This window comes from Azospirillum formosense (assembly GCF_040500525.1).
Taxonomy (GTDB): domain Bacteria; phylum Pseudomonadota; class Alphaproteobacteria; order Azospirillales; family Azospirillaceae; genus Azospirillum; species Azospirillum formosense_A.
Map to the genome: position 1 here is coordinate 888,272 of NZ_CP159402.1, position 22,656 is coordinate 910,927.

Annotated in this window: 23 protein-coding genes; 17 read left to right on the plus strand and 6 right to left on the minus strand. The window is 70.3% G+C overall.

Annotated features, from left to right (window positions below):
• Positions 1–65: 65 nt before the first annotated feature.
• Positions 66–476: a hypothetical protein gene (locus ABVN73_RS04200; RefSeq protein WP_353859064.1), complete on the minus strand. Its 411-nt coding sequence runs from the start codon at positions 474–476 to the stop codon at positions 66–68.
• Between the two features lie 312 nt (positions 477–788).
• Here ABVN73_RS04200 and ABVN73_RS04205 point away from each other — a divergent pair, with 312 nt between their 5' ends.
• Both ABVN73_RS04205 and ABVN73_RS04210 read left to right on the plus strand, forming a co-directional pair.
• Positions 789–1,235, plus strand: a complete 447-nt coding sequence (locus tag ABVN73_RS04205) for a hypothetical protein (RefSeq protein ID WP_353859065.1) — start codon at positions 789–791, stop codon at positions 1,233–1,235.
• A gap of 68 nt (positions 1,236–1,303) precedes the next feature.
• Entirely contained in the window at positions 1,304–1,903 is a 600-nt protein-coding gene (locus ABVN73_RS04210) for a hypothetical protein (RefSeq protein ID WP_353859066.1), read from the plus strand.
• A gap of 16 nt (positions 1,904–1,919) precedes the next feature.
• Here ABVN73_RS04210 and ABVN73_RS04215 read toward each other — a convergent pair whose 3' ends face one another.
• Together ABVN73_RS04215 and ABVN73_RS04220 are read right to left on the minus strand one after the other, a co-directional pair.
• The gene (locus ABVN73_RS04215; protein WP_353859067.1) at positions 1,920–2,471 is read right to left on the minus strand and encodes an NUDIX domain-containing protein; all 552 of its coding nucleotides are present in this window, start codon (positions 2,469–2,471) and stop codon (positions 1,920–1,922) included.
• 67 nt (positions 2,472–2,538) lie between these two features.
• Positions 2,539–3,423 (minus strand): diguanylate cyclase, encoded by an 885-nt coding sequence (locus ABVN73_RS04220; RefSeq protein ID WP_353859068.1) that lies wholly within the window; start codon positions 3,421–3,423, stop codon positions 2,539–2,541.
• A gap of 205 nt (positions 3,424–3,628) precedes the next feature.
• On the opposite strand from ABVN73_RS04220, the gene ABVN73_RS04225 reads away from it, so the two are divergent.
• The 4 genes from ABVN73_RS04225 (at position 3,629) to ABVN73_RS04240 (ending at position 9,731) form a co-directional block, all read left to right on the plus strand.
• Positions 3,629–4,522, plus strand: coding sequence for a ribose-phosphate diphosphokinase (locus ABVN73_RS04225; RefSeq protein ID WP_353859069.1), 894 nt, complete (start codon positions 3,629–3,631; stop codon positions 4,520–4,522).
• 77 nt (positions 4,523–4,599) lie between these two features.
• On the plus strand, positions 4,600–6,195 hold the full coding sequence (locus ABVN73_RS04230) for an MBL fold metallo-hydrolase (protein WP_353859070.1): 1,596 nt from the start codon (positions 4,600–4,602) through the stop codon (positions 6,193–6,195).
• Between the two features lie 72 nt (positions 6,196–6,267).
• The gene (locus tag ABVN73_RS04235) at positions 6,268–6,774 is read left to right on the plus strand and encodes a hypothetical protein (protein ID WP_038528447.1); all 507 of its coding nucleotides are present in this window, start codon (positions 6,268–6,270) and stop codon (positions 6,772–6,774) included.
• 143 nt (positions 6,775–6,917) lie between these two features.
• Positions 6,918–9,731, plus strand: coding sequence for an EAL domain-containing protein (locus ABVN73_RS04240; RefSeq protein WP_353859071.1), 2,814 nt, complete (start codon positions 6,918–6,920; stop codon positions 9,729–9,731).
• 6 nt (positions 9,732–9,737) lie between these two features.
• Here ABVN73_RS04240 and ABVN73_RS04245 read toward each other — a convergent pair whose 3' ends face one another.
• Positions 9,738–10,895: an SDR family oxidoreductase gene (locus tag ABVN73_RS04245; protein WP_353859072.1), complete on the minus strand. Its 1,158-nt coding sequence runs from the start codon at positions 10,893–10,895 to the stop codon at positions 9,738–9,740.
• Between the two features lie 179 nt (positions 10,896–11,074).
• Between ABVN73_RS04245 and egtB the strand changes: the two genes are divergently transcribed.
• The 6 genes from egtB to thiD all read left to right on the plus strand — a co-directional run bounded on the left by egtB (position 11,075) and on the right by thiD (position 17,473).
• On the plus strand, positions 11,075–12,331 hold the full coding sequence (gene egtB / locus ABVN73_RS04250) for an ergothioneine biosynthesis protein EgtB (protein ID WP_353859073.1): 1,257 nt from the start codon (positions 11,075–11,077) through the stop codon (positions 12,329–12,331).
• Positions 12,331–13,317, plus strand: a complete 987-nt coding sequence (gene egtD, locus ABVN73_RS04255) for an L-histidine N(alpha)-methyltransferase (protein ID WP_353859074.1) — start codon at positions 12,331–12,333, stop codon at positions 13,315–13,317. Before egtB ends, egtD begins: the two co-directional genes overlap by 1 nt.
• 78 nt (positions 13,318–13,395) lie before the next feature.
• Positions 13,396–13,854 carry a hemerythrin domain-containing protein gene (locus ABVN73_RS04260; RefSeq protein WP_014240091.1) on the plus strand — a complete coding sequence of 153 codons (459 nt, stop codon included), beginning with the start codon at positions 13,396–13,398 and terminating at the stop codon, positions 13,852–13,854.
• A gap of 119 nt (positions 13,855–13,973) precedes the next feature.
• Positions 13,974–15,119 carry a dihydropteroate synthase gene (folP, locus tag ABVN73_RS04265; RefSeq protein ID WP_353859075.1) on the plus strand — a complete coding sequence of 382 codons (1,146 nt, stop codon included), beginning with the start codon at positions 13,974–13,976 and terminating at the stop codon, positions 15,117–15,119.
• A 129-nt stretch (positions 15,120–15,248) separates the two neighbouring features.
• The gene (gene glmM, locus ABVN73_RS04270) at positions 15,249–16,616 is read left to right on the plus strand and encodes a phosphoglucosamine mutase (protein ID WP_353859076.1); all 1,368 of its coding nucleotides are present in this window, start codon (positions 15,249–15,251) and stop codon (positions 16,614–16,616) included.
• Between the two features lie 41 nt (positions 16,617–16,657).
• Positions 16,658–17,473: a bifunctional hydroxymethylpyrimidine kinase/phosphomethylpyrimidine kinase gene (gene thiD, locus ABVN73_RS04275; protein WP_353859077.1), complete on the plus strand. Its 816-nt coding sequence runs from the start codon at positions 16,658–16,660 to the stop codon at positions 17,471–17,473.
• 27 nt (positions 17,474–17,500) lie between these two features.
• Here the strand turns inward: thiD and ABVN73_RS04280 are convergent, their stop codons facing one another.
• Positions 17,501–18,895 (minus strand): PLP-dependent aminotransferase family protein, encoded by a 1,395-nt coding sequence (locus ABVN73_RS04280; RefSeq protein ID WP_353859078.1) that lies wholly within the window; start codon positions 18,893–18,895, stop codon positions 17,501–17,503.
• A gap of 180 nt (positions 18,896–19,075) precedes the next feature.
• Between ABVN73_RS04280 and ABVN73_RS04285 the strand changes: the two genes are divergently transcribed.
• The gene (locus tag ABVN73_RS04285) at positions 19,076–19,402 is read left to right on the plus strand and encodes a DUF2892 domain-containing protein (protein ID WP_353859079.1); all 327 of its coding nucleotides are present in this window, start codon (positions 19,076–19,078) and stop codon (positions 19,400–19,402) included.
• A 27-nt stretch (positions 19,403–19,429) separates the two neighbouring features.
• On the opposite strand, the gene ABVN73_RS04290 is transcribed toward ABVN73_RS04285, so the two are convergent.
• Complete coding sequence (locus ABVN73_RS04290; RefSeq protein ID WP_353859080.1) at positions 19,430–19,768, minus strand: hypothetical protein; 339 nt, start codon at positions 19,766–19,768, stop codon at positions 19,430–19,432.
• Between the two features lie 426 nt (positions 19,769–20,194).
• Here ABVN73_RS04290 and ABVN73_RS04295 point away from each other — a divergent pair, with 426 nt between their 5' ends.
• The 4 genes from ABVN73_RS04295 to ABVN73_RS04310 all read left to right on the plus strand — a co-directional run bounded on the left by ABVN73_RS04295 (position 20,195) and on the right by ABVN73_RS04310 (position 22,656).
• Positions 20,195–20,920, plus strand: a complete 726-nt coding sequence (locus tag ABVN73_RS04295; RefSeq protein ID WP_353859081.1) for a Bax inhibitor-1/YccA family protein — start codon at positions 20,195–20,197, stop codon at positions 20,918–20,920.
• Between the two features lie 262 nt (positions 20,921–21,182).
• Positions 21,183–21,431, plus strand: a complete 249-nt coding sequence (locus ABVN73_RS04300; protein WP_353859082.1) for a DUF1127 domain-containing protein — start codon at positions 21,183–21,185, stop codon at positions 21,429–21,431.
• A gap of 4 nt (positions 21,432–21,435) precedes the next feature.
• On the plus strand, positions 21,436–21,852 hold the full coding sequence (locus tag ABVN73_RS04305) for a GNAT family N-acetyltransferase (RefSeq protein ID WP_353859083.1): 417 nt from the start codon (positions 21,436–21,438) through the stop codon (positions 21,850–21,852).
• Between the two features lie 9 nt (positions 21,853–21,861).
• Entirely contained in the window at positions 21,862–22,656 is a 795-nt protein-coding gene (locus ABVN73_RS04310) for a PhzF family phenazine biosynthesis protein (RefSeq protein WP_353859084.1), read from the plus strand.

Consider the following 22,656-nt stretch of genomic DNA (forward strand, 5'->3'; position numbering starts at 1 on the left):
CGCCGAAAGGAAAAAGGGAGGCTTCGGCCTCCCTTTTTTGTTGCCCGCTTTCGCTGGGCCGCTGCTCAGCCCGGCTGGCGGCCCAGCGCGGCCCAGCCGGCGGGGGCGAGGCGCATCACCTCCGGCCCGCTGCCGGCGGGGTTGGGCTCCATCGTCACCAGCTCCCGGTTCTCGAACCAGACCCAGCGGGGGACCTCCGCCGCGGTCGGGACCCAGCCCCCGGCCATCTTTTCCAGCACCGCCAGATCGGTAGCGGCGATGGGAAATTTCGGCTTCGCCGGGGCGCGGCCGGGAGCGGCGGGGGCGGGCGGGCTCGGCGGAGGGGCATCCTGCCCGGCGCGGGCGTGGATCCAGGCCGTCTGGAAGGCGGTCAGCGCCGCGTTCAGCTCGCCGCGCAGCGGTTCGGACGGGCAACGCAGATAGCGGTCCAGCAGGGCGTGCAACGCCTGGGGGGAAGGGGGCGGGGTCTCGGGCATGGGGCGGTTCCGTGGTCGGCGTGGTCCGGCACCGCAGCCATAAACGCAAGGGGCAGGAGAAGACAAGGGGCAGGAAAAGAAAGGCTCCGCCGCTTCAGGGAGCGCGGCGGAGCCTGTCGAGGAGGCACAATCCCCTGTGCTGCCTGACTCCAAACACGCCCGCCAGCCCACCGGTTCCACCTTCCCTTCCGGGGTGACCCGCAAGGCTGCGGTCCGAAAGCCGGGACGATGCGTTGACAGCCGCAGGACAGGCTTTCGCGTCGGAAAGGGAAACGCATCGTGGGGAACGGATTCCGGAAGGCCTCGCGGGTCATGTATTTTCTGGCGACCGGCGTGTTGATGCTGTTCGCCCTGGTGTTCATCGGCGTGGCCGCCTATGCGGTGTTTCACAGCCTTCTGCTCCTCGACATCGAGGCGACGACGCACGGGTTGCTGGACGGCGTCGGCATGATCGTGCTGGCCATCGCCGTCTTCGAGATCGCCAAGTATCTCTACGAGGAGGAGCTGGAGCACGACCGCGAGCTGCGCCATGCGGACGAGGCGCGGCGCACCCTGACCAAGTTCCTGACCACCATCATCATCGCCGCCAGCCTGGAAGGGCTTGTGCTGGTGTTCGAGGCGCGGACCTCGGACATGAGCGACATGGTGTATCCGGCCATCCTTCTGATGGTCATCGTCTTCATGGTGCTCGGGCTCGGGCTCTACCAGCTGATCAGCCGACGGGCGGAGACCATCGACCCGAAGGAGGGGGATTCCTGACCGCCCCCCGCGTTCCAACATTGCTGGAAGGAGTTGTTGATCCCTCCCAGCCAGAGCGGAGCGCCCCCATGTTCGACCCCGCCCAGATCGGCCGCATTTCCCCGGTGGAGCAGGCCGACGCCCTGCGCACCCTGATCGCCGTCTTCGCCACCGCGGTGGTGCGGCCCGGCGAAACGGCGCCGCGCAACGCCGTCAGCGCCGAGATCGTCGACATCCTCGACGAGGTGCCGGCGGAGCGGGTGGAGGCGGTGGCCCAGCTCTTCACCATGATGGCGCTGCGCCTGCGGCGGAAGGGGCGGCCGCGCCGCACCGCCTTCCGCCTGACCCTGGAGACGGCGCTGCTCGCCCGCTCCTATGTCGGGGAGCCGGCGCCGCGCAACGAGACCAGCTACCTGTCGTCCGACCGGCCGGGCCTGGGAACGATCGACCACGCCTGCAACGCGATGCTGGAGCGCATGGCCGGCGTGCCGGACGAGGAGCAGCGGGCGTGGCTGACCGCACAGGTGATCGCCACCGGACTGATCGACGCGGACCGCCGCCACCGGCTGGGCGGTCCCGACCGCGACCTCGGTGACATGGCGGTGGCGGAGTTCCTGCTGCGCACGGCGGCCCAATATCTCGCCGCCACCGCCGTCCGCAACCCGCCCGGGGAGGGCGGCAAGGGCTGAGGCCGTCGCGGCGGGCTCACCGCAGGGCGATGATCGCGGCCATGGTCGCGTAGCGCTCGATCGACTGCGAGGAGGGCGAGCGCATCGCCTGCCGGGTGATGGCGAGCTGGTTCTCGCGCGAGACCGGCTGGCGCACCCCGAGATGCGCGACCACCTTGGCGAGCGGCACGACGTGGGCCGAGGACAGTTCCCAATTCACGATGGCGCCGCCCGCCGGGCGTCCGGGCGTGACGGCGGAGGGCGCAACCCGCAGGGTGATCGCGGAGGCCAGCGACTCAAGCCCGGTCACCGGGACGAAATACAGCGTGAAGCTCCGCGAGGTCGGGCGCCAGGGCTCCGCCGTCCGGCAATCGGGAAAGGCGAGTCCGGTCTGTTCGTGGAACAGGCGCTGAAGCGCCGTGAGCGGGCTGGTGACGCTCTCGTAGCCGCCGCCGGGCACCGCCCACTGGCCGGCCGCGTCGACGACCCTTGGCTCCGCCGGGCCGCGGCCCCACCAAGCGCTGACCTCGCGCCGCCGGACGATCAGGACCTTCGTCCCCTCCAGAAACGCCACATGGACATGGCGCATCGCCGTTTCCCCGCATCCCGTTGGCTCCGATGCCGGAGACGGGCGGGAGAGGCACGGCGTGAACGGTCTAGGGAGAGGGGACCACGCGGTTGCGCCCTTCGGCCTTCGCCCGGTACAGCGCGGCGTCGGCCACGCGGAGCGCGTCGTCGAGGCCGCCGGGGGCGTCCGGCGCGACGGGCGCGACGCCGAAGCTGGCGGTCATGCGGAACGGATCGCCATCCGGCCCCATCTCCTGCGCGGCGACGCGCCGGCGCAACCGCTCCGCCACGACCGACGCATCCGCCAGGCCGGTGTTGGGGAGCAGAACCACGAATTCCTCCCCGCCGTAGCGCCCGATCAGGTCGCCGGGGCGCAGGGCATCGCCCAGCGTCCGGACGAAGCGCTGCAACGCCTCGTCGCCCGCCGCGTGGCCGCGGCTGTCGTTGATGCGCTTGAAATGGTCGATGTCGGCGATCAGCAGGGACAGCGGCAGCCGCGTCCGCCGCGCCCGCCGGATCTCCTCGCCCGCACGGTCCAGAAGGGCCCGCCGGTTGGCGACGCCGGTCAGCGGGTCGGTCTGCGCCTGCTCGACCAGCAGCCGGTGCATTTCGGTGATGCGGCCGCCCGCCTTCAGCCGCGCCTTCAGGTGGGCGCAGTTGACCGGCTTGTGGATGAAGTCGTCCGCCCCGGCGTCCAGCGCCTTCATCTCGTAGAAGGGTTCGTCATGGGACGTCATCAGGATCAGGTAGCTGTAGGCGGTGCGCGGATCGGCCTTCAGGAGCCAGCACACCTCCAGCCCCGACAGCCGGGGCATCTCCCAATCGATGATGGCGATGTCGAAGGGTTCGGCCTGGGCGAGTTCCAGCGCCTCCTGGCCATCCCTGGCCAGGATCACGTCATGTCCGTAGGACGCCACCTGCTCCGAGAGCATGGTGCGCATCAGGACCGTATCGTCGGCGATGAGCACGCGCATGGCGGGAAACTGCCCCATCCCTTCGTCTGCGGTCAATGAGCAGCGGAGGTTCGCGGCGTCATTTGTGAGCGTCCGTCCCTGCCGTCCTATCGCCTTCTCGGTAACGTTGCGCCTAAGGTCGTGGTCGCCCCGCCGCGGTCCTTGCGGCATAGTACGGGCCGAACCGGGCGCCCATCTCCGGGCGCGCAACGCGAGAGGGGACAGCATGGCCCGCTATACGGGCGTCTATGGATTTCCGGAATCGGCGGACGGCGCGCGGCGTCTGGCCGAGGCCCTGAACGTTCCCTGCCACATCGCCGAACTGCACCGCTTTCCGGATGGCGAGAGCCTCGTCCGCCTTCCCGAATCCGTGGAGCGGGCGGTGGTCTACCGCTCGCTCGACCGTCCGAACGACAAGCTGGTGGAATTGACGCTGGCCGCCTCCGTCCTGCGCCGTCAGGGCGCGGCGGAGCTGTGCCTCGTCGCCCCCTACATGGCCTACATGCGCCAGGACGCGGTGTTCCGTCCCGGCGAGCCGGTGAGCCAGGCCGTCGTGGGAGACTGGCTGGGCCGGATCTTCGACCGCTTCGTCTGCGTGGAGCCGCATCTGCACCGCACCCACACGCTGGACGAGGTGTTCGTCGGGCGCCCCTCCGTCTGCCTCAGCGGTGCCGGAGCCATCGCCGAGCGGCTGCGCTGCGATGGCGTCGCCCCCGACACCGTGATCGTCGGCCCGGACGAGGAGGCCGCCCCGCTGGTCGAGGCGGTGGCCGGTCCGCTCGGCCTCACCGCGCTGGTCGGGCGGAAGGAGCGGCGCGGCGACCGCGACGTGACGGTGACCCTGCCCGCCGACGCGCCGCTGGCCGGGCGGCCGGTGGTGATCGTCGACGACGTCATCAGCTCCGGCGAGACCATCTTCTCCTGCGCGCGGGCCGCGCGGGCCGCGGGCGCGGCCTCGGTCCGCGTGTTCGGCGTGCACGCCCTGTTCGACGCGGCGGTGGCCGCCCGGTTCCAAGCCGAAGGGCTGGGGGCGCCGTTGTCCTGCGACGGGGTTCCGCACCCCAGCAACGCCCTGCCGCTCGCCCGGCTGATCGCCGACGCGCTGGCGGCCCCCTGTTGACGGCCCCCTGTTGACGGGCCGGTAACCCTTCCTCAGGCACAATGGAGGGACAGGGCACAACCAGGCGGGGTTTCGCCATGACACTGTCCCTCACCTTCCACGGCGCCGTCGGCACGGTCACCGGCTCCTGCTTCCGCATCCAGACCGGCGACGGCGACCTGCTGATCGACTGCGGCCTGTTCCAGGGCACCAAGACGGTCAAGGAGCTGAACTACCGGCCGTTTCCCTTCAAGCCCTCGGCCGTGAAGGCGGTGCTGCTCACCCACGCGCACATCGACCATTCCGGCCTGCTGCCGAAGCTGGTCCGCCAGGGCTTCAAGGGGCGGGTGCACACGACCGCCGGCACCGCCGACCTGCTGGCCTACATGCTGCCCGACAGCGGCTACATCCAGGAGACGGAGGTGGAGCGGCTGAACCGCCGCAACCGCCAGCGCGGGCGCCCGGCGGTGGAGCCGATCTACACCCAGGCCGACGCCCAGGCGGCCATCCGCCGCCTGCACGCGGTCGATTACGGGGAGTGGGTGAAGGTGCTGCCCGGCATCCGCGCCCGCTTCTGGCAGGCCGGGCACATCCTCGGCTCGGCGTCGGTGGAGCTGGAGGTGACGCGCGGCGGGGCGACGGAAACGATCCTGTTCTCCGGTGACCTCGGGCCGGGCGGCAAGTCCTTCCACGCCGACGCGGAGGGGCCGCCGCGCCCCGACTGGATGGTGCTGGAGACCACCTACGGCAACCGCGAGCGGGTCGAGGTCGGCGAGGCCGAGCGGCAGGCCCTGCTGCGCGACGAGGTGAGGGCGGCGCTCGCCGCGGGCGGCCCGCTGCTGATCCCCGCCTTCGCGGTGGAGCGCACGCAGGAGCTTCTCTACGACCTGCACCGGCTGTTCGACCGCGGCGCGATCCCGCTCGTCGACGTCTTTCTCGACTCGCCTCTGGCCGACGCGGTCACCGGGGTGTTCCGCCGCCATCTGGCCGATCTCGGCACCGGGGGCGATCCCTTCGCCCGGCCCAACCTGCACCGCGTGCGCTCCGCTGCGGAAAGCCAGACGCTCAACGCGATCAAGGGCGGCGCCATCATCATGGCGGCCAGCGGCATGTGCGACGCCGGGCGCATCCGCCACCATCTGAAAAGCCATTTGTGGCGCCTGGAGGCCACCGTCCTGCTGGTCGGCTATCAGGCGCCGGGCACGCTGGGCCACTTGCTCCAGCAGGGAGCAGCGAACGTCCGCATCCATGGCGAGGAGATCGCGGTGCGCGCCCGCATCCGCTCGCTGGACGTCTATTCCGGCCACGCCGACCGCAGCAGCCTGTTGGCCTGGGTGGCGGCCCGGCAGGGGGTGAAGCGCGGCCTGTTCCTGGTGCACGGCGAGGAGGAGGCCCGCGCCGGCCTGCGCGACGCGCTGGTCCGCCGCGGCTGGGACCCGGCGCTGATCCGCCTGCCCGAGCTGGACGAGGCGGCCGACCTGACCGCCGCCGCCCCGGTGCGGACGCCGGACGGTCCGCCGCGGCTGGAGCCCGAAGCCGTGACCGCCGGGCGGGACTGGCACAATCGCTACGCCGCCTTCCTGCTCGATCTGCACCGGGCGCTGGAGGCGGCACCCGACGACGCGGCGCGCGAGGCGCTGCTCCGCGGGATGGGCGACCGCCTGCCGCAGCCGGATGGGCGGTCCGCGCCGTGAACGCCCTGCCCTCGGCGGGGGGCCGCGTGCTATAGATCCGTGACAGCCGCGAAACAAAAGGATGACGGGGCGATGGGGAAGGTGGCGAACATCGTGGTCCAGATGGCGCGCAAGCTGACCGACGACAACGCCCGGCTGGGTCGTGTCCGCAACGCCGGCAAGCCCAAGACCTTTCCCCATTTCCGCGAAATCCGGAACGCTTACCTGGACATCCAGGGGCTGGTCTTCTCCATCCAGGAACGCCTGCCCGAGACGGGGAACGACCTGCCGCCCAACTTTCCGCAATGGGTGATCCGGCAGAAGCTGACGGCCATCGCCCATTTCACCGACATCAGTTACGCCTTCGTCAGCGACCCGCCGCTGGCGCTGACCAGCTCGCTCGGCGCCTTCGACGTGCTCCAGGCGGAGCAGAAGGCTTTTTCGGAGACGCTGAACGCCTTCGACATGATGCTGATGGAAGCCGGCATCGACGACAAGACCGCCGACGAGCTGGACGCCACGCGCACCAAGATCGAGCAGATTCTGGGCATGATCGAGACCCTCCTGCAGAACAGCCCCAAGGTCTTGCAGGAGTTTTGAGCGCCGCCGCACGCGGCGGGCGATTTCGCGCTTATTTATACGCTTCTCGCACGGGCCCATTCTGGTTAAGGTCTACCGAAGCGCGTTGTCCCGACGGTCGGAATCCGGGTGGGCGGTGTCACAGGCAGCTTCGGTACGGCCCCATGCAGAGGTCTTCCAGCCCCGATCCGAACGACCTTGCGCCGGGCAAGTCCGCCACCGATTCCATGGCCGCTTCCACCGCCGATGCGGTGGCCATCCCCAGGCATCTTCCCCTTCTGGTTCTGTTGGCCGCGCTTCTGCTGACCGCGCTGGTGTGGCAGGACACCCGCCAGCGCGTCGCCGCGGAGGCCGAAGGCCGGTTCGCCCTGCGGGTGGAGGAACTGCACCGCCGCTTCGAGAACCAGATCCAGGCCTACGCGCAGGTGACGCGCTCCGCCGCCGCCCTGTTCACCGCCTACCCGGAGGTGAAGCGCGCGGAGTGGAACCGCTTCGTCGACGGGCTGCATCTGGCCGAGCGCTTTCCGGCGATCACCGCCGTCGCCTTCGCGCGGGTCGTCGATCAGTGGACCGGCTCGGAGCTGGTGACGGAGGCCCGGATGGACGGGCTGCGCGGTTTCCGGATCTGGCCGGACATGGCCGGTCCGCTGCGGCTCGTCACGCTGTACGCGGCCCCGGTCAACGAACGCACCCTGCGCACGCTCGGCTACGATCTGCTGGCTGAGCCGGTGCGGCGCGCCGCCGCCGAGCAGGCGCGGGACAGCGGCGAACCGGTGATCGTCCACACCGTCGGCCTGAAACCCGACGAGGGGGAGCCGTCACCGCCGGCCGTCATCGTCTTCCAGGCCGTCTACCGCGACGGGCAGAGCCCGGCCACGCAGGAACAGCGGCGGGCGGCCTTCGCCGGTCTTGTGATGACTCCGATCCAGGTCGCCCCGCTGGCCGAATCCGTGTTCGGCCGGATGGGCGACATAGCGACGGCGGTGTTCGACGGGCGGGGAGAGTTTCCGCTCTACCGCAGTCGCCCGGACTCGACGGACCGGCCGCTGCTGAGCGTGCGCCGCGATCTCGGCCTGCTCAACCGCGTCTGGACGGTCCAGTACGAGAGCCGGTCGAGTTTCGAGGAGGGGCTGGACGGCTGGAAGCCGGTGCTGGTCCTGGCGACCGGGCTTTCGCTCAGCCTGCTGCTGTCGGCCCTGCTGTGGGCGCTGGCGGCGACGCGTCACCGGGCGCTGATGATCGCCGGGCGCATCACCGCCTCGCTGCGCCGGCGCGAGACGGAGCTGGACCTGCTGTTCAACCAGGCGCCGTTGGGCATCGCCCTGATCGGGCCGGACGCCAGGATCACCGACTGCAACCCCGCCTTCGCCCGAACGGTCGGGGTGGCGCGCGACGCGCTGGTCGGAGCGGACATGAGGCTGCGCGCGCCGGACCCGGCGGTGACCGCCGCCATCGACTCCGCGATCGCCGGGGAGAGCTTGCGGCTGGAGGTCGACCGCCTGCTGATGGCCGGTGGACGGCACAGCCACTTTTCCCTCCACCTCCAGCCGGTGTCCACCCCCGGCGAGCCGCCCTTCGTCATGGCCTTCGTCGAGGATGTCGGCGACAAGCGGCGGGCCGAGCAGCACGTCCACTATCTGGCCCATTACGACCCGTTGACCGGCCTGCCCAACCGCGTCCTTCTGTTCGACCGCATCGCCCAGGCGGCCCGCGAGGCGCGACGCGACGGCGCGAGGGTCGCCGTTCTGTTCATCGACCTGGACCGCTTCAAGATCATCAACGACAGCCTGGGCCATTCCTTCGGCGACGAGGTGCTGCGGTCGGTGGCGCGGCGGCTCCACGGGGCGATGCGGCCGTCCGACACGGTGGGCCGGCTGGGCGGCGACGAGTTCCTCATCGTCGTCCCGAACATCCCGGCGCCGGACGTGGCCGCCGCGGTGGCGGAGAAGGTGATGGCCCAGCTCGCCGCCCCCTTCGCCATCGGCGGGAGGAATTTCGTGGTGTCGCCCAGCATCGGCATCAGCCTGTTTCCCGACGACGCGGAGGACGCGGAAGGGCTGATCCGCTGCGCCGACATCGCCATGTACAACGCCAAGGACGCCGGGCGGAACGCCTACCGCTTCGTGACGCGCGAGATGGGCGTGCGGTCCCGCGAACGCCTTGATCTGGAGGCGGCGCTCCGTCGTGCCCTGCAGAACCGCGAGCTGTTCCTGGTCTACCAGCCGCAGCTGCGCATTTCCGACGACCTCGTGGTCGGGGTTGAGGCACTGCTGCGCTGGCGCCATCCCGATGCCGGCCTCGTCATGCCGAACCGCTTCCTGCCGGTGGCCGAGGAAACCGGCCTGATCCAAGCCATCGGCGACTGGGTGCTGGACGAGGTGTGCGCCCAGGTCCGTCGCTGGCACGACCAGATCGGCCTGGCCGTGCCGGTCGCCGTGAACGTCTCCGCCCAGCAGTTCCGCGACGGTCAGCTTCCCGCGAAGGTGGCCGCCGCGCTGGACCGCAACGGCCTCCAGGGTTGGGAGCTGGAGATCGAGGTGACCGAGGGCACCCTGATCGACGACATCCCGTCGGCCATCGCGACGCTGCGCGCGCTGAAGCAGCGCGGCTGCCTGATCGCGCTGGACGATTTCGGCACCGGCTACTCGTCGCTCAGCTACCTGCACCGTTTCCCGATCGACAAGCTGAAGATCGACCGTTCCTTCATCCATGACCTGGAGCAGGATGGAACCGGCGATTCCATCCCGCGCGCCATCGTCGGTCTGGGCCGCAGCCTGGGCCTGTCGGTGGTCGCCGAGGGGGTGGAGACGGAGGCGCAGCTCCAGCTTCTGCGCAGCCTGAAATGCGAGAGTTTCCAAGGCTATCTGTTCAGCCGCCCGGTCCTGGCGGAGGAGCTTGAGCCGATCCTTGCGCTGCGCGGCTCCCGCGGCCGCCATCACGCTCCGGTGGCGGAACCGGCGGCGCGGGAGCCGGTTTAGCGGCGGTCAGCGGGGAAAGGTCACCATGCCTTCCTCCGCGGCCTGCCAAGCCGGCTTGGCGTTGTGGCCGATGGTGAGCCCTTCCTCGTTCATCCGGTCGCGATGCCGCCGCATCGACCGGCGGTGCCGGCTCAATCCGGACGCTGCGTCGTCATCGTCCCGCCCCCCGCCGCGCGTCACCGCCATGCCGGCGAGCACGCCGAGGCCGGCGACCACCGCCGCGGTGATCCAGGGGTGCATCCGCGCCTCGGTGTAGAGGCTGGTTTCGCGCACGAAGCGGTGGCGGCCGGCGCGCTCCCGCCCGTCGTCGCCGTGGCTGTGCAGGGCGTCGTTCCGCGGGCGGAGCGGCCCGCCGGAGCGAATGACGCGCGGCAGGGTCCGTTCCATGATCCGGTCGGTGAGCCGCGGCGCGAAGGTCTCCGCCAGCGCGAACAGCTTGGCGCCGCCGCCGACATAGAGGTCGCGCATCGGGCGGCGGGCGCAATGCAGGATGGCCTTCGCCACGACCTCCGGCGCGTAGACCGGAGGCGGGTTGTTCGGCTCCACCTCCATCAGGTTCAGGGCGTGGTCCTCGTACAGGCTGTCGACGGCCGCCGGCTTGATCAGGCTGACCGAAATCGGCGCGCCGTCGGCCTCCAGCTCCATGCGCAGCGCGTCGGTGAAGCCCTTCACGGCGTGCTTGGAGGCGACATAGGCGCCCTGGAGCGGGATGGCGCGGTCGGACAGCACGCTGCCGATGTTGATCAGCGCCCCGCCGCTTTGCCGCAGGTGGGGAATGGCGGCCAGGGAGCCGTTGACCACCCCCCAGTAATTCGTCTCGAACAGGCGGCGGTGGTCCTCCGGGGCGGTGTCCAGAAGCGTGCCGATGATCGCCACGCCGGCGTTGTTCACCCAGCTGTCGATCCGGCCATAGCTGCGGACCGCCGCGTCGGCGACCCGCCGCAGCGCGTCGGGGTCGGCCACGTCGGCGACGCAATGGATGGCATCGCCGCCTTCGGCGCGGATCGCCTCCGCCGCCTGGGCGAGCGCGTCGCGGTCGCGGGCGGCCAGGACGACCTTCGCGCCCTGGCGGGCGGCCATGCGGGCGGTGACCAGCCCGATGCCGCTCGACGCGCCGGTGATGACGATCACCTGCTCGTCAATGGGTTTGAGCCGCGGTTGCATGGGTGCCGTTCCTCCATCGTTCGATCGTCGGAATCCGTGCGTCATCCGCTGTGAACAGGCGGTCCGGCGGAGCGTTGCCGCCGGGCGGTGCGTCCGGGCCACTCCGAAAGGAGGGTTGGCGGCACAGCGAAGCGGCACAGCTTTACCGGAACCTGTCAGGCGGGGAGGACACAGCGCCCATGCTCAAAACAGCCGCCAAAGCCGGCGGACTTGCCGACCGTTTCCGTCGGGTGCGCGCCACCTCGGCGGAGCTGGCCGGCGGGTTGTCGCCGGAGGATCAGGTGGTGCAGTCCATGCCGGACGCCAGTCCGGTCAAATGGCATCTGGCCCACACGACGTGGTTCTTCGAGACCTTTCTGCTGATCCCGAACCTGCCGGGCTACCGGCCCTTCGATCCGGCCTTCGGCTATCTCTTCAACTCCTATTACGAGGCCGTCGGCGCCCGCCACCCGCGGCCCCGGCGCGGTCTGGTGACGCGGCCCGGCGTGGCCGAGGTGGCGGCCTACCGTGACCATGTGGACGCCGCCATGCTGGCCCTGCTGGAGCGCGGCGACGCCGAGCGGCTGGCCCCGCTGGTGACGCTCGGCCTTTCCCATGAGGAGCAGCATCAGGAGCTGATCCTGATGGACCTGCTGCACCTGTTCTCCTGCAACCCGACCGCGCCGGCCTACCGGCCCTATCGCCCGGCCTTGCGCGGCCCGGCCCATGAGGGGCGCTGGATCGCCGTGGACGGCGGGATCGTCGCGGTGGGCCATGCGGGGGAGGGCTTCGCCTTCGACAACGAGGGGCCGCGGCACGAGGTGCTGCTGCGCCCCTTCCGGCTGTTCTCCCGCGCGGTGACCAACGGGGAGTGGCGGGCCTTCATTGAGGACGGCGGCTACCGCAACCCAGCGCTCTGGCTGTCCGACGGCTGGGCCACGGTCAACGCGGAGGGCTGGGAGTCGCCGGCCTACTGGCGGCGCGGCGAGGATGGCGCTTGGCGGGAGTTCACCCTGCTGGGCGAACATCCGCTGGACGATGACGCCCCGGTCTGCCACGTCGGCTTCTACGAGGCGGACGCCTTCGCCCGCTGGGCCGGCAAGCGCCTGCCGACCGAGGCCGAGTGGGAAACCGCCGCCGCCGCGCTGCCCCCCGCCGGCAACACGCTGGGCAGCGGGCTGCTGCGCCCGGCGGCGGCCTCGGCGGGCGACGGCCTCGTCCAGATGTTCGGCGATGTCTGGGAGTGGACGTCCAGCGCCTACAGCGCCTACCCGGGCTTCCACCCCGCCGCCGGGGCGGTCGGCGAATACAACGGCAAGTTCATGGCCAACCAGTATGTGCTGCGCGGCGGATGCTGCGCCACGCCCGACGGCCATGTCCGCGCCACCTACCGGAACTTCTTCTATCCGCACCAACGCTGGATGTTCAGCGGCGTGCGCCTCGCGGAGGACGCTTGATGACCGCAATTTCCGCCGCCCGCGCCCATCCGGCGCAGGGACCGGCGCAGGGCCTGACGCCGGACGACGTGTTCCTGTCCGACGTCCTGGAGGGCTTGTCCCGCCCGGACAAGAGCCTGCCCTGCAAGTACTTCTACGACGCCGAGGGCTCGGCCCTGTTCGACGAGATCTGCACGCTCGACGAATATTACCCGACGCGGACCGAGACCGTGCTGCTGCACGCCCGTGCGGACGAGATCGCCGCTCTCGCCGGGCGCGGCGCCACCCTGGTGGAGCTGGGCAGCGGGTCGAGCGTCAAGGTGCGCATCCTGCTCGACGCGCTGGACGCGCCGGCCATGTATGTGCCGGTGGACATCAGCCGCGACCACCTGATCGCCGCCGCCGCGCGGCTGGCCGGCGACTATCCGGCGGTGACGGTGGTGCCGGTGGCGGCCGACTATGTGCGGGGCTTCGCTCTGCCGCGGGGCGTGGCGCCGGAGCGGACGATGGCCTTCTTCCCCGGCAGCACCATCGGCAATTTCCGACCCGCCGAGGCGATGGCGTTCCTGGACAATCTCGGGCGGCGCCTCGGTGCCGGGGCGCGGCTGCTGATCGGGGTGGACCTGCGCAAGGACCCGGCGGTGCTGGAGGCCGCCTATGACGACGCGCGCGGGGTGACGGCCGCCTTCAACATGAATCTGCTGGCCCGCATCAACCGCGAGCTGGACGGCACCTTCGACCTGAAGCGCTTCGCCCACGTGGCCCGCTACGACACCGGGCGCGGGAGGATCGAGATGCATCTGCGCAGCCTGGACGACCAGACCGTCCGCATCGCCGGCCATCCCATCCGCTTCGCCCGCGGCGAGACGATCCACACCGAGAACTCCTACAAATACTCCGTACCCGGTTTCCGCCGCCTCGCCGCCCGCGCCGGCTGGCGCACGGAGCAAAGCTGGACCGACGAGCGGAGCCTGTTCAGCCTGCACTGGATGGTTCGGCATGGCTGACCCCCTTTGGCATCGGGAACACCGTATCCGGGCCAGGGTTGAGTCCGGTCGAGACTCCGCAACAACGGGACAGGACCCATGACCAGCATCTTCGACCGGATCAAGCAGGACCACGACACCATCCGCCGCCTGCTCGACGCGGCCGAGAAAGCGGACGGCGACGGGCGCGCCGCCTACGAGGACCTGCAGCGCGAGCTGTGGGCCCACGGGAAGATCGAGGAGGCCGTCTTCTACCAGTCGCTGTCCAAGGCGAAGAACACCAAGCAGGAAACCACCGAGGGCCTGAACGAGCACCACATCATCAACGGCTTCCTCGACGAGCTGAACGCCATGCCCGCCGACAGCACCGCCTGGAAGGCCAAGCTCCAGGTGCTGGGCGAGGTCACGCGCCACCACCTCGACGAGGAGGAGGAAGAGCTGTTCGAGGAGGCCAAGAAGGCGCTCGACGACAAGCGCGCCGAGGAGCTGGGCAGCATCTACGGCGAGCGCAAGAAGCAGATGCTGGCCGCCCTGGCCCCGCTGCCCAAGAGCGCGTAGCAGGCGCCTAACGTCAGACGCGACGGGGTTCCGGTGAAACGGAGGGCCGCAGTCTCTTGCGCCGGGGCTTCCCGCCGTGACAGGCTGCGGTCTTCCGTTTCTCTGCACGAACCCTCGCCATGCCCCCGATCGCCAAACCCGCCCCGAAATCCGCCGCCGGCTCGCTCGCCTCCTTCGCACCCTGGGCGGGGGAGGGCGGCGTCCGCGTCTATCTGAGACCGGTCGGGCTGCTGCCCATCGCCGCCTGGAGCGCCGGGGCGGCGGTGCCGCTGGCCGGGGGACGCTTCTCCTTCACCACCGCCGAACTCATCGTCCGGCAGGGGGCTCGGATCGAGCGGGCCTTCGCGCCGCTGACCGAGATCATGGCTTGGGGGTGGGAGCGCGGGACCGCCGTGGCGCAGAGCCTCGACAAGCGGCTGGGCGCTCTGACCCGCGGGCGGGCGCCGTTCGGTGGGCTGGACCTCGGGCGTCCCCGCATCATGGCCATTGTCAACGTGACGCCGGACAGCTTTTCCGACGGCGGCGACTTCTTCGACGCCGGGACCGCCATCGCCCACGGCGAGGCGATGCTGGAGGCCGGCGCCGACCTGCTGGACGTCGGCGGCGAATCCACCCGTCCCGGTTCCGCCCCCGTCTCGCCCGAGGAGGAGGAGGCCCGCGTCCTGCCGGTGGTCCGCCATTTCGCTGCCAGGGGCGCGGTGGTGTCGGTGGACACGCGGCACGCGCGGGTGATGGGCGCGGCGCTCGACGCCGGGGCGGCGCTGATCAACGACGTGGCCGGGCTGCGCGACCCCGGCGCGCTACCGCTGGTGGCGGAGAAGGCGGCCCCCGTGGTCGTCATGCACATGCGGGGCGAACCCGGCACCATGCAGCAGAATCCGACCTACGAGGACGCGGCGCTCGACGTCTTCGACTGGCTGGAGGAGCGGGTGGAGGCCTGCCTCGCCGCCGGGGTGGCGCTGGAGCGCATCGCCGTCGATCCCGGCATCGGCTTCGGCAAGACGGTGGAGCACAATCTCGACATCCTGCGCCACACCGCCCTTTACCACGGGCTGGGCTGCGCCGTGCTGATCGGCCTGTCGCGCAAGGCCCTGATCGGGAAGCTGTCGCGGAGCGAGCCGCCCAAGGAGCGATTGCCCGGTTCGCTGGCCGCCGGTCTGGAAACGCTGAACCAGGGCGCGCACCTCCTGCGTGTTCATGACGTGCCCCAAACGGTCCAGGCGCGCGCCGTCTGGGAGGGGCTGCATCCCGCACGGGTGCCGTGACCGCATGACGCGTGTAACCCTTTGGCGTCTGCGCGGAAGGGTTCTTGACCCTGCCCCCCAGGGCAAGCGATGACATTTTCACACATCCGCGATTGCGGTACAGTGACTGGGCCATTCCCGAGGGTTTTCATGACGCGACACCTGTTCGGCACCGACGGCATCCGCGGCACCGCCAACATCGATCCGATGACGGCGGAAACCGCCCTGCGCGTCGCGATGGCGTCCGCTTTGCAGTTCCGCCGGGGCGACCACCGGCACCGCGTGGTGATCGGCAAGGACACCCGTCTGTCCGGCTATCTGCTGGAGCCGGCGCTGACCGCGGGCTTCATCTCCATGGGCATGGACGTGGTGCTGCTCGGCCCGCTGCCGACGCCCGCCGTCGCCATGCTGACGCGCTCGCTTCGCGCCGACCTCGGCGTGATGATCTCCGCCTCCCACAACCCGTACCAGGACAACGGCATCAAGCTGTTCGGGCCGGACGGCTACAAGCTGTCGGACGCGGTGGAGATCGCCATCGAGACGCGCATGGGCCAGCCCTTCGCGCCGGACCTCGCCGGCTCCGCCGATCTCGGCCGCGCCTCCCGCCTGGAGGACTCGACGGGCCGCTACATCGAGTATGTGAAGAACACCTTCCCGCGCGGCCTGCGGCTGGACGGGTTGAGGATCGTCGTGGATTGCGCCAACGGCGCCGCCTACCGCGTCGCCCCGAAGGTGCTGTACGAGCTGGGGGCCGACGTGATCCCGGTCGGCGTCAACCCGGACGGCCTGAACATCAACAAGGAGTGCGGCGCCACCGCCACCCGGACCCTGCAGGAGCAGGTGGTTGCCCATGGCGCCCATCTGGGCATCGCGCTGGACGGCGACGCCGACCGCCTGATCATGGTCGACGAGGCCGGGCGCGTCGTCGACGGCGACCAGGTGATGGCTCTGATCGCCTCCTCCTGGGCGCAGGCGCAGACGCTGAAGGGCGGCGGCGTGGTCGCCACGGTCATGTCCAACCTGGGCATGGAGCGGCATCTCCAGGGGCTGGGCATCGCGCTGGTCCGAACGCCGGTCGGCGACCGCTATGTGGTGGAACATATGCGCGAGCACGGCTACAACGTCGGTGGGGAGCAGTCGGGGCACGTCGTGCTGTCCGACTATTCCACGACCGGCGACGGGCTGATCGCCGCACTCCAGGTCCTGGCGGTGCTGATCCAGTCCGGCGGCCGGGCGGCCAGCGAGGTCTGCCAGGTCTTCGCCCCGGTGCCGCAGAAGCTGACCAACGTCCGCTTCGCCGCCGGTTCGAAGCCGCTGGAGATCGCCTCCGTCCAGGCGGCGATCCGCGACGGCGAGGCGCGGCTGAACGGGTCGGGACGCATCCTGATCCGCAAGTCGGGGACCGAGCCGGTGATCCGCGTCATGGCGGAAGGCGACGACGAAGGGCTGGTGAACGCGGTGGTGGCCGACATTGCCGGCGCCATCACGGACGCCGCCCGGCTGGAGACCGCCTCCTAAGGCCCACCCTCCAACCAGACGACCAGACGGAAGCAATCCCGATGCAGGCCCACCCGATCAACGGCCGTGTTCTCATCGTCGCCGGGTCCGATTCCGGCGGCGGTGCCGGCATCCAGGCGGACATCAAGGCGGTCAGCGCGCTGAACGCCTTCGCCATGACGGCCATCGCGGCGCTGACCGCGCAGAACACGACGGGGGTCTATGGTGTGCTGCCCGTGGATCCGGCCTTCGTCGCCCTGCAGATGAAGGTGGTGCTGGAGGATCTCGGGGCCGACAGCATCAAGATCGGCATGCTCGCCAACGCCGCCGTCATCGAGGCGGTGGCCGGCGAGTACGAGGAGCGGGCGATCAACGTTCCGCTGGTCGTCGATCCGGTGATGGTCTCAAAAAGCGGCCATTTCCTGCTGGAGCCGGACGCGGTGCAGACCCTGCGCAAGCGCCTGCTGCCCCATGCGGAGTTGGTCACCCCCAACCTGCCGGAGGCGGAGGCGCTGACCGACATCCCGGTGCGCAACCTGGACGACATGCGCCGCGCCGCCGAGATGATCCGCACCTTCGGGCCGAAGTCCGTCCTGCTGAAGGGCGGCCATCTGGAGGACGAGCGGCTGTGCGACCTGCTGCTCACCGAGGACGGCGAGGAGGTGTTCGAGGGGCGGCGCATCCACACCCCGCACACCCACGGCACCGGCTGCACCCTGGCCTCGGCCATCGCCGCCGGCATCGCCCAGGGGCTGGGCGTGCGCGATTCGGTGGCCCGCGCCCGCGCCTATGTGGATGAGGCCATCCGCTCCGCTCCCGGTTTCGGGCACGGCCATGGCCCGCTGAACCATCTGCACACGGTCCGGCCGTTCCCGTAAGGGCGCGGCCGCTCCGCCTTTATCTCATCATACGATCGACAGCATCGCGGTCTGCGGGTTGTCCAGCAGGTCGGCCAGCGTGCGCAGGCCGCGCGCCAGCTCGTCCCGGCTGTGCGGGTGGCAGAGGCCCAGCCGCACGGCGTGGGGGGCGCTGGCCCGGCCCACGGCGAACACGTCGCCGCCCGTCACCTTCACGCCGCGGCGCAGCGCCTCGGCGATGAAGTCGTCGCGCCGCCAGGGCTCGGGCAGGACCAGCCAGAGATGCTGCGCCGAAGCGTGCCCGCAGACGGCGCTGGCGGGCAGGATGGAGCGGGCGATCTGCTGGCGGGCCATGGCTTCCCCGCGCTGGGCCTCGGCGATGCGGTCGGCGCTGCCGTCTGTGATCCAGCGCGTCGCGACCTCCGGCGGCAGGGGCGGGGAGGAGTATTGCAGGGCGCGGATGACCGCCTCCACCCGCGGCACCAGGGCCGGCGGAGCGACCACATAGCCGACGCGCAGCCCGGCCGACACGCTCTTGGACAGGCTGTTCACATAGACCGTGACGTCCGGGGCGATGGCCTGGATGGGCTTCGCGTCGTGGACCAGGAAGCCGAAGACGTCGTCTTCGACCAGCACCACCCCGTAGCGGCGGGCGATGGCCGCGATCTCCACCCGCCGGGCCTGCGGCATGACGGAGGCGGTGGGGTTGTGCAGGGTCGGCACCAGATACAGCGCCTTGGGCGCCAGGCGGCGGCAGGCGCTGTCGAAACTGTCCGGCACCACGCCATGCTCGTCGATGGCAATGCCTTCCAGGTGGTAGCCCTCGATCGCGCTCAGCGTCTTCATGCCGTAGTTGGTCAGCCGCTCCGTCAGCACCACGTCGCCGGGGCGGGCCACCGCGGCCAGCGCCACCGCCATGGCGTTCTGCGCGCCGGTGGTCAGCAGGACCGTATCGGGGGAGGCCGCCGCCCGGTGCTGCCGCGTCAGCCATTGCGCTCCGGCCGCGCGGTGGGCGGGCAGGCCGGCGTGCGGCGCGTACTCCAGCAGCGACCCCAGGTTCGGCGAGGCGCCGATGGCGGCAAGGGTGGCGCCCATCATCGGCACCGACATCGGATGCTCCGGCGTCACGACGGTCATGTTGATGACGGACGGTTCCGGCCGCGGCGTCCAGGTGAAGGGGTCGGACGGGGGCATGTGGCGCTGCCCCTGCACAAAAGTGCCGCGCCCGACCTCGCCGCCGATGAGCCCGCGCTTCTCCGCTTCCGTGTAGGCGCGGGTGATCGTCCCGACGGTGACGCCGAGGCGGTAGGCGAGGTCGCGGTGGGTGGGAAGCCGGGTGCCGGGAGCGAGCCGTCCGTTGGCGATGTCGTCGGACAGGGCGTCGGCGATGGCGCGGTAACGGGGGCCTTGCCGGCCCTCCAGATCGGGAACCCAATTTGTCATAGGGACAATGATGACATTGTGCCGATCCTCCGGCAAGTGTCACCGCATTGTCGCGATTGTGTGTGTCCGGCTGCGCCGCGCGCGCGGGAACCCGGACGGCCAAGCGGGCGTTGCAGTCAGGACCGCCCGGCGCTGCTTCGGCATCCCTTTCGCGCCGGGCACAGCCGGGAGAATTCAGGCATGAGCGCCGAAAACGCCATCCGACACACCTATGACCGCTTCTTTGGAGGCGCGCAGAATCTCGGGCCGCTGGAACGCGCCGTGTCCACCGGCCTCGGCCTCGTCATGGCGGCGGGCGGCGTGCGCCGCGGCGCCGACGTGCGGGGCGCCATCATGGGGCTGGCCGGCGCCGCCCTGGTGGCCCGCGGCATGAGCGGGCACTGCCCGCTGAAGGCCATGGTGGCCGACGAGGACCACGATCGCCTCTCCGGCCCGCGCTCCGAGCGCTACAGCCCGGGCGAGGGGCCGCTGGAGCGCACGCCGGCCCGCACCGGCTCCTATTCCTGACGGAACGGGACGGTCACGGAGTGACGGTCACGAGGATGAGGAAGCGGCGCGGCGCCGCCGCTTCCATTCCTTCCAACGCCGCTCGCCGCGCACCAGCGCGCGGTTGATCGGCGGGCGAAGAAACGGAACGTCGTAGGCGAGCAGCACGAGGCCGAGAGGCAGCATCCAGATGCCCAGCACGGGCAGGAAGCTGAGCAGCCCGCCGACAATCAGCAGCAGCCCGGCGGGGACGCGCACCCAGGTCGCCCGCGGCTCGCGGAGCCAGGCCAGCACCCGCGCCATGGAGTCGGGAAGCTTCTCCTGGATGCGATCCACCCGCCGCTCGAGGCGTCTGTGGTGCTGGTCGCTCAACGCGGCACTCTCCATCTTGTCGATCCGGCCCTGATGGTTGTCGTTCGGCTGCGGCGGCGCCCCGGATCACCGGACCGGCCGCTCCCAAGCCGCCATATGGGAACCGCCAGGCGTGTTCCAAGCTCCCGTCCGTGTGGAACCCGCGAGGCGGCGGGTCTCTTGAAAGGCGTCGGCCACACGGCCAACTATTAGGGCAATCAGGGTCCGGGCCCCTCTGGCAGCCGAGTCGCCGGTCACGAGGTCGGGGGCTGCGATGTCGGATCCCTTCATCTGCTTTTGCGCCGACGGGCGTGACCGCATCTGGAGGGTCTTTCGACGGACAGCGCAGCCGTGCCTTCCCGCCGCCGCTTGTCCGCGGCCGATCCGCCGCCCGCTTTGCCGCCGGGGGACTCCGCCGGTCTAAGGCCCGCCGCTAGAGGCTTGAACGAGGGAGTTTTCGCAATGTTCGACCAGTATCCCAACCAGAGTCGTTGGGGCGCGGGCGCCGCGGGCGTGGACCGTGCGGCGTTCGACGAGGGCCTGCGCAAGCACATGCTGCGGGTCTACAACTTCATGATGCTCGGCCTTGGCGTGACGGGGCTGGTGGCGCTGTTCGTGGCGAGCACGCCGGCGCTGTATGTGCCGATCTTCACGACCCCGCTGAAGTGGGTGGTGATGCTGGCGCCGCTGGCCTTCATCATGGTGCTGTCCTTCCGCTTCCACGCGATGTCGGCCAGTGCGCTGCAGGGTCTGTTCTGGGCCTTCTGCGCGGTGATGGGCGTGTCGATGGCGTCGATCTTCCTGGTCTTCACCGGGGCCAGCGTGGCGCGGGTGTTCTTCATCACCGCGGCGATGTTCGCGGCGATGAGCCTGTGGGGCTACACCACCAAGGCCGACCTGTCGAAGATGGGCTCGTTCCTGATGATGGGCCTGATCGGCATCGTCATCGCCAGCCTGGTCAACATCTTCGTCGGCTCCAGCGCGCTGCAGTTCGCCATCTCGGTCATCGGCGTGGTCATCTTCACCGGCCTGACCGCCTACGACACCCAGCGCATCAAGGAGGAGTACGCCGAGGGCTACGGACACGAGACCAACACCAAGCTCGCCGTCATGGGCGCCCTCTCCCTCTACCTCAACTTCATCAACCTCTTCCAGATGCTCCTCCAGCTCATGGGCAACCGCGAGTAACGGGACCGCATCGGGCGCATCACAAGCGCTTTGCCGGGCCGGCCGCGTTCCGCGGCCGGCCTTTTTCATGCCCGGAGGGTGAGGTCGCCTTGGATCGGGATCGTCCAAACGGATGTGTCACCGGTGGGTGTGGCTGCCGGGATACATCCGACATCGGAAATGTAATGGTGACAATAATGACATTGACCGGGACGATTGCGCGGACATAATCGCCATTGTCTCGATTGTTCGGGGCTGAATGTTTTGACGAAGGAGGCATGTCATGCGCACCACAGAAGCGACCCGGTCGTCCGGATCGTCCTCGTTCACGACCGTCTTCAAGGTCATCGCGCGCGCCCTTTCCGTCGGCATCCGCCCCGTCTGGCTCGTGATGGAGGCCGGCCTGAACGGCTATGAGCGGTGGCGGCAGCGGCAGGCGCTGATGCGGCTGGACGACCATCTGCTGAAGGACATCGGCGTGTCCCGCGCCGACGTGGACAGCGAAGTCAACAAGCCCTTCTGGCGGAGCTGAGCGGATGAGCGCCGATGCGATCCTCTACGCCGTCGAGCCCGACCTGACCGCCGACGCCTTCATCGACGTGCTGCACCGCTCCGGGCTGGCCGAGCGCCGCCCCGTAGCGGACCGCCCGCGCGTGGAGGCGATGCTGCGCAACGCCGGCCTGATCGTGACCGCCCGAAACGTGGACGGCGATCTGGTCGGCGTCGCGCGGTCCGTCACCGATTTCGCCTTCTGCTGCTACCTGTCGGACCTCGCCGTCGACCGCGCCTGTCAGGGGCGCGGCATCGGCAAGGAGCTGATGCGCCGCACCCGCGCCGCGGTGGGGGAGGGCGTGACCTGCCTTCTCCTGTCGGCGCCCAAGGCGGTCAGCTTCTACGAGGCGGCGGGGATGGAGCGGCACGCCCAGGCGTTCCTGTTCACCGAGAAACCCTAAGGAGGCACCGTGCGCCTTCCCCTGTATCAGGTCGATGCCTTCGCGGACGCGGTGTTCGCGGGCAACCCGGCGGCGGTCGTGCCGCTTGAGGACTGGCTTCCCGACGCGACGCTCCAGGCCATCGCGGCGGAAAACAACCTGGCGGAAACCGCCTTCTTCGTCCGCCGCGGCGACGGTTACGAGATCCGCTGGTTCACCCCCACGGTCGAGGTGGATCTGTGCGGCCACGCCACGCTGGCCTCGGCCTTCGTCATCGCGACGATGCTGGAGTGGGGCTGCCCGCGCATCGATTTCGCCACCCGGGAAGCCGGAACCCTCAGCGTCACCCGCAACGGTGACTTCTACACGCTGGATTTCCCGAGCCGCCCGCCGGAACCGTTGGCGGAGCCGCCGGCCGGCCTGCTCGACGCGCTGGGCGGACCGCCGCCGACGGCGGTGCTGAAGGCGCGCGACCTCCTGGTCGTCTACGAGGACGAGGCGACCGTGCGCGCCCTGGCGCCCGACATGAGCGCCCTGGCCCGGCTGGAGGATTTCTACGCCGTCATCGTGACGGCGCCGGGCAGCGGCGGCGTTGACGTCGTTTCCCGCTTCTTCGCGCCGGCCCAGGGGATTCCCGAAGACCCGGTGACCGGCTCCGCCCATTGCACGCTGACCCCTTATTGGGCGCGGCGGCTGGGCAAGGAGCGGCTGAAGGCCCGGCAGGTCTCGGCCCGTGGTGGCGCGCTGTCCTGCGAACTGGCGGGCGACCGCGTGAAGATCGCCGGGAAAGCGGTTCTCTATATGGATGGCGCCATCTACATTTAG

What these genes read in the sequence shown, in the direction of transcription:
- ABVN73_RS04200 (WP_353859064.1), bottom strand. Translation starts at nt 476, where the DNA reads ATGCCCGAGACCCCGCCCCCTTCCCCCCAGGCGTTGCACGCCCTGCTG.
- ABVN73_RS04205 (WP_353859065.1), top strand. Translation starts at nt 789, where the DNA reads ATGTATTTTCTGGCGACCGGCGTGTTGATGCTGTTCGCCCTGGTGTTC.
- ABVN73_RS04210 (WP_353859066.1), top strand. Translation starts at nt 1,304, where the DNA reads ATGTTCGACCCCGCCCAGATCGGCCGCATTTCCCCGGTGGAGCAGGCC.
- ABVN73_RS04215 (WP_353859067.1), bottom strand. Translation starts at nt 2,471, where the DNA reads ATGCGCCATGTCCATGTGGCGTTTCTGGAGGGGACGAAGGTCCTGATC.
- ABVN73_RS04220 (WP_353859068.1), bottom strand. Translation starts at nt 3,423, where the DNA reads ATGCGCGTGCTCATCGCCGACGATACGGTCCTGATGCGCACCATGCTC.
- ABVN73_RS04225 (WP_353859069.1), top strand. Translation starts at nt 3,629, where the DNA reads ATGGCCCGCTATACGGGCGTCTATGGATTTCCGGAATCGGCGGACGGC.
- ABVN73_RS04230 (WP_353859070.1), top strand. Translation starts at nt 4,600, where the DNA reads ATGACACTGTCCCTCACCTTCCACGGCGCCGTCGGCACGGTCACCGGC.
- ABVN73_RS04235 (WP_038528447.1), top strand. Translation starts at nt 6,268, where the DNA reads ATGGGGAAGGTGGCGAACATCGTGGTCCAGATGGCGCGCAAGCTGACC.
- ABVN73_RS04240 (WP_353859071.1), top strand. Translation starts at nt 6,918, where the DNA reads ATGCAGAGGTCTTCCAGCCCCGATCCGAACGACCTTGCGCCGGGCAAG.
- ABVN73_RS04245 (WP_353859072.1), bottom strand. Translation starts at nt 10,895, where the DNA reads ATGCAACCGCGGCTCAAACCCATTGACGAGCAGGTGATCGTCATCACC.
- egtB (WP_353859073.1), top strand. Translation starts at nt 11,075, where the DNA reads ATGCTCAAAACAGCCGCCAAAGCCGGCGGACTTGCCGACCGTTTCCGT.
- egtD (WP_353859074.1), top strand. Translation starts at nt 12,331, where the DNA reads ATGACCGCAATTTCCGCCGCCCGCGCCCATCCGGCGCAGGGACCGGCG.
- ABVN73_RS04260 (WP_014240091.1), top strand. Translation starts at nt 13,396, where the DNA reads ATGACCAGCATCTTCGACCGGATCAAGCAGGACCACGACACCATCCGC.
- folP (WP_353859075.1), top strand. Translation starts at nt 13,974, where the DNA reads ATGCCCCCGATCGCCAAACCCGCCCCGAAATCCGCCGCCGGCTCGCTC.
- glmM (WP_353859076.1), top strand. Translation starts at nt 15,249, where the DNA reads ATGACGCGACACCTGTTCGGCACCGACGGCATCCGCGGCACCGCCAAC.
- thiD (WP_353859077.1), top strand. Translation starts at nt 16,658, where the DNA reads ATGCAGGCCCACCCGATCAACGGCCGTGTTCTCATCGTCGCCGGGTCC.
- ABVN73_RS04280 (WP_353859078.1), bottom strand. Translation starts at nt 18,895, where the DNA reads ATGACAAATTGGGTTCCCGATCTGGAGGGCCGGCAAGGCCCCCGTTAC.
- ABVN73_RS04285 (WP_353859079.1), top strand. Translation starts at nt 19,076, where the DNA reads ATGAGCGCCGAAAACGCCATCCGACACACCTATGACCGCTTCTTTGGA.
- ABVN73_RS04290 (WP_353859080.1), bottom strand. Translation starts at nt 19,768, where the DNA reads ATGGAGAGTGCCGCGTTGAGCGACCAGCACCACAGACGCCTCGAGCGG.
- ABVN73_RS04295 (WP_353859081.1), top strand. Translation starts at nt 20,195, where the DNA reads ATGTTCGACCAGTATCCCAACCAGAGTCGTTGGGGCGCGGGCGCCGCG.
- ABVN73_RS04300 (WP_353859082.1), top strand. Translation starts at nt 21,183, where the DNA reads ATGCGCACCACAGAAGCGACCCGGTCGTCCGGATCGTCCTCGTTCACG.
- ABVN73_RS04305 (WP_353859083.1), top strand. Translation starts at nt 21,436, where the DNA reads ATGAGCGCCGATGCGATCCTCTACGCCGTCGAGCCCGACCTGACCGCC.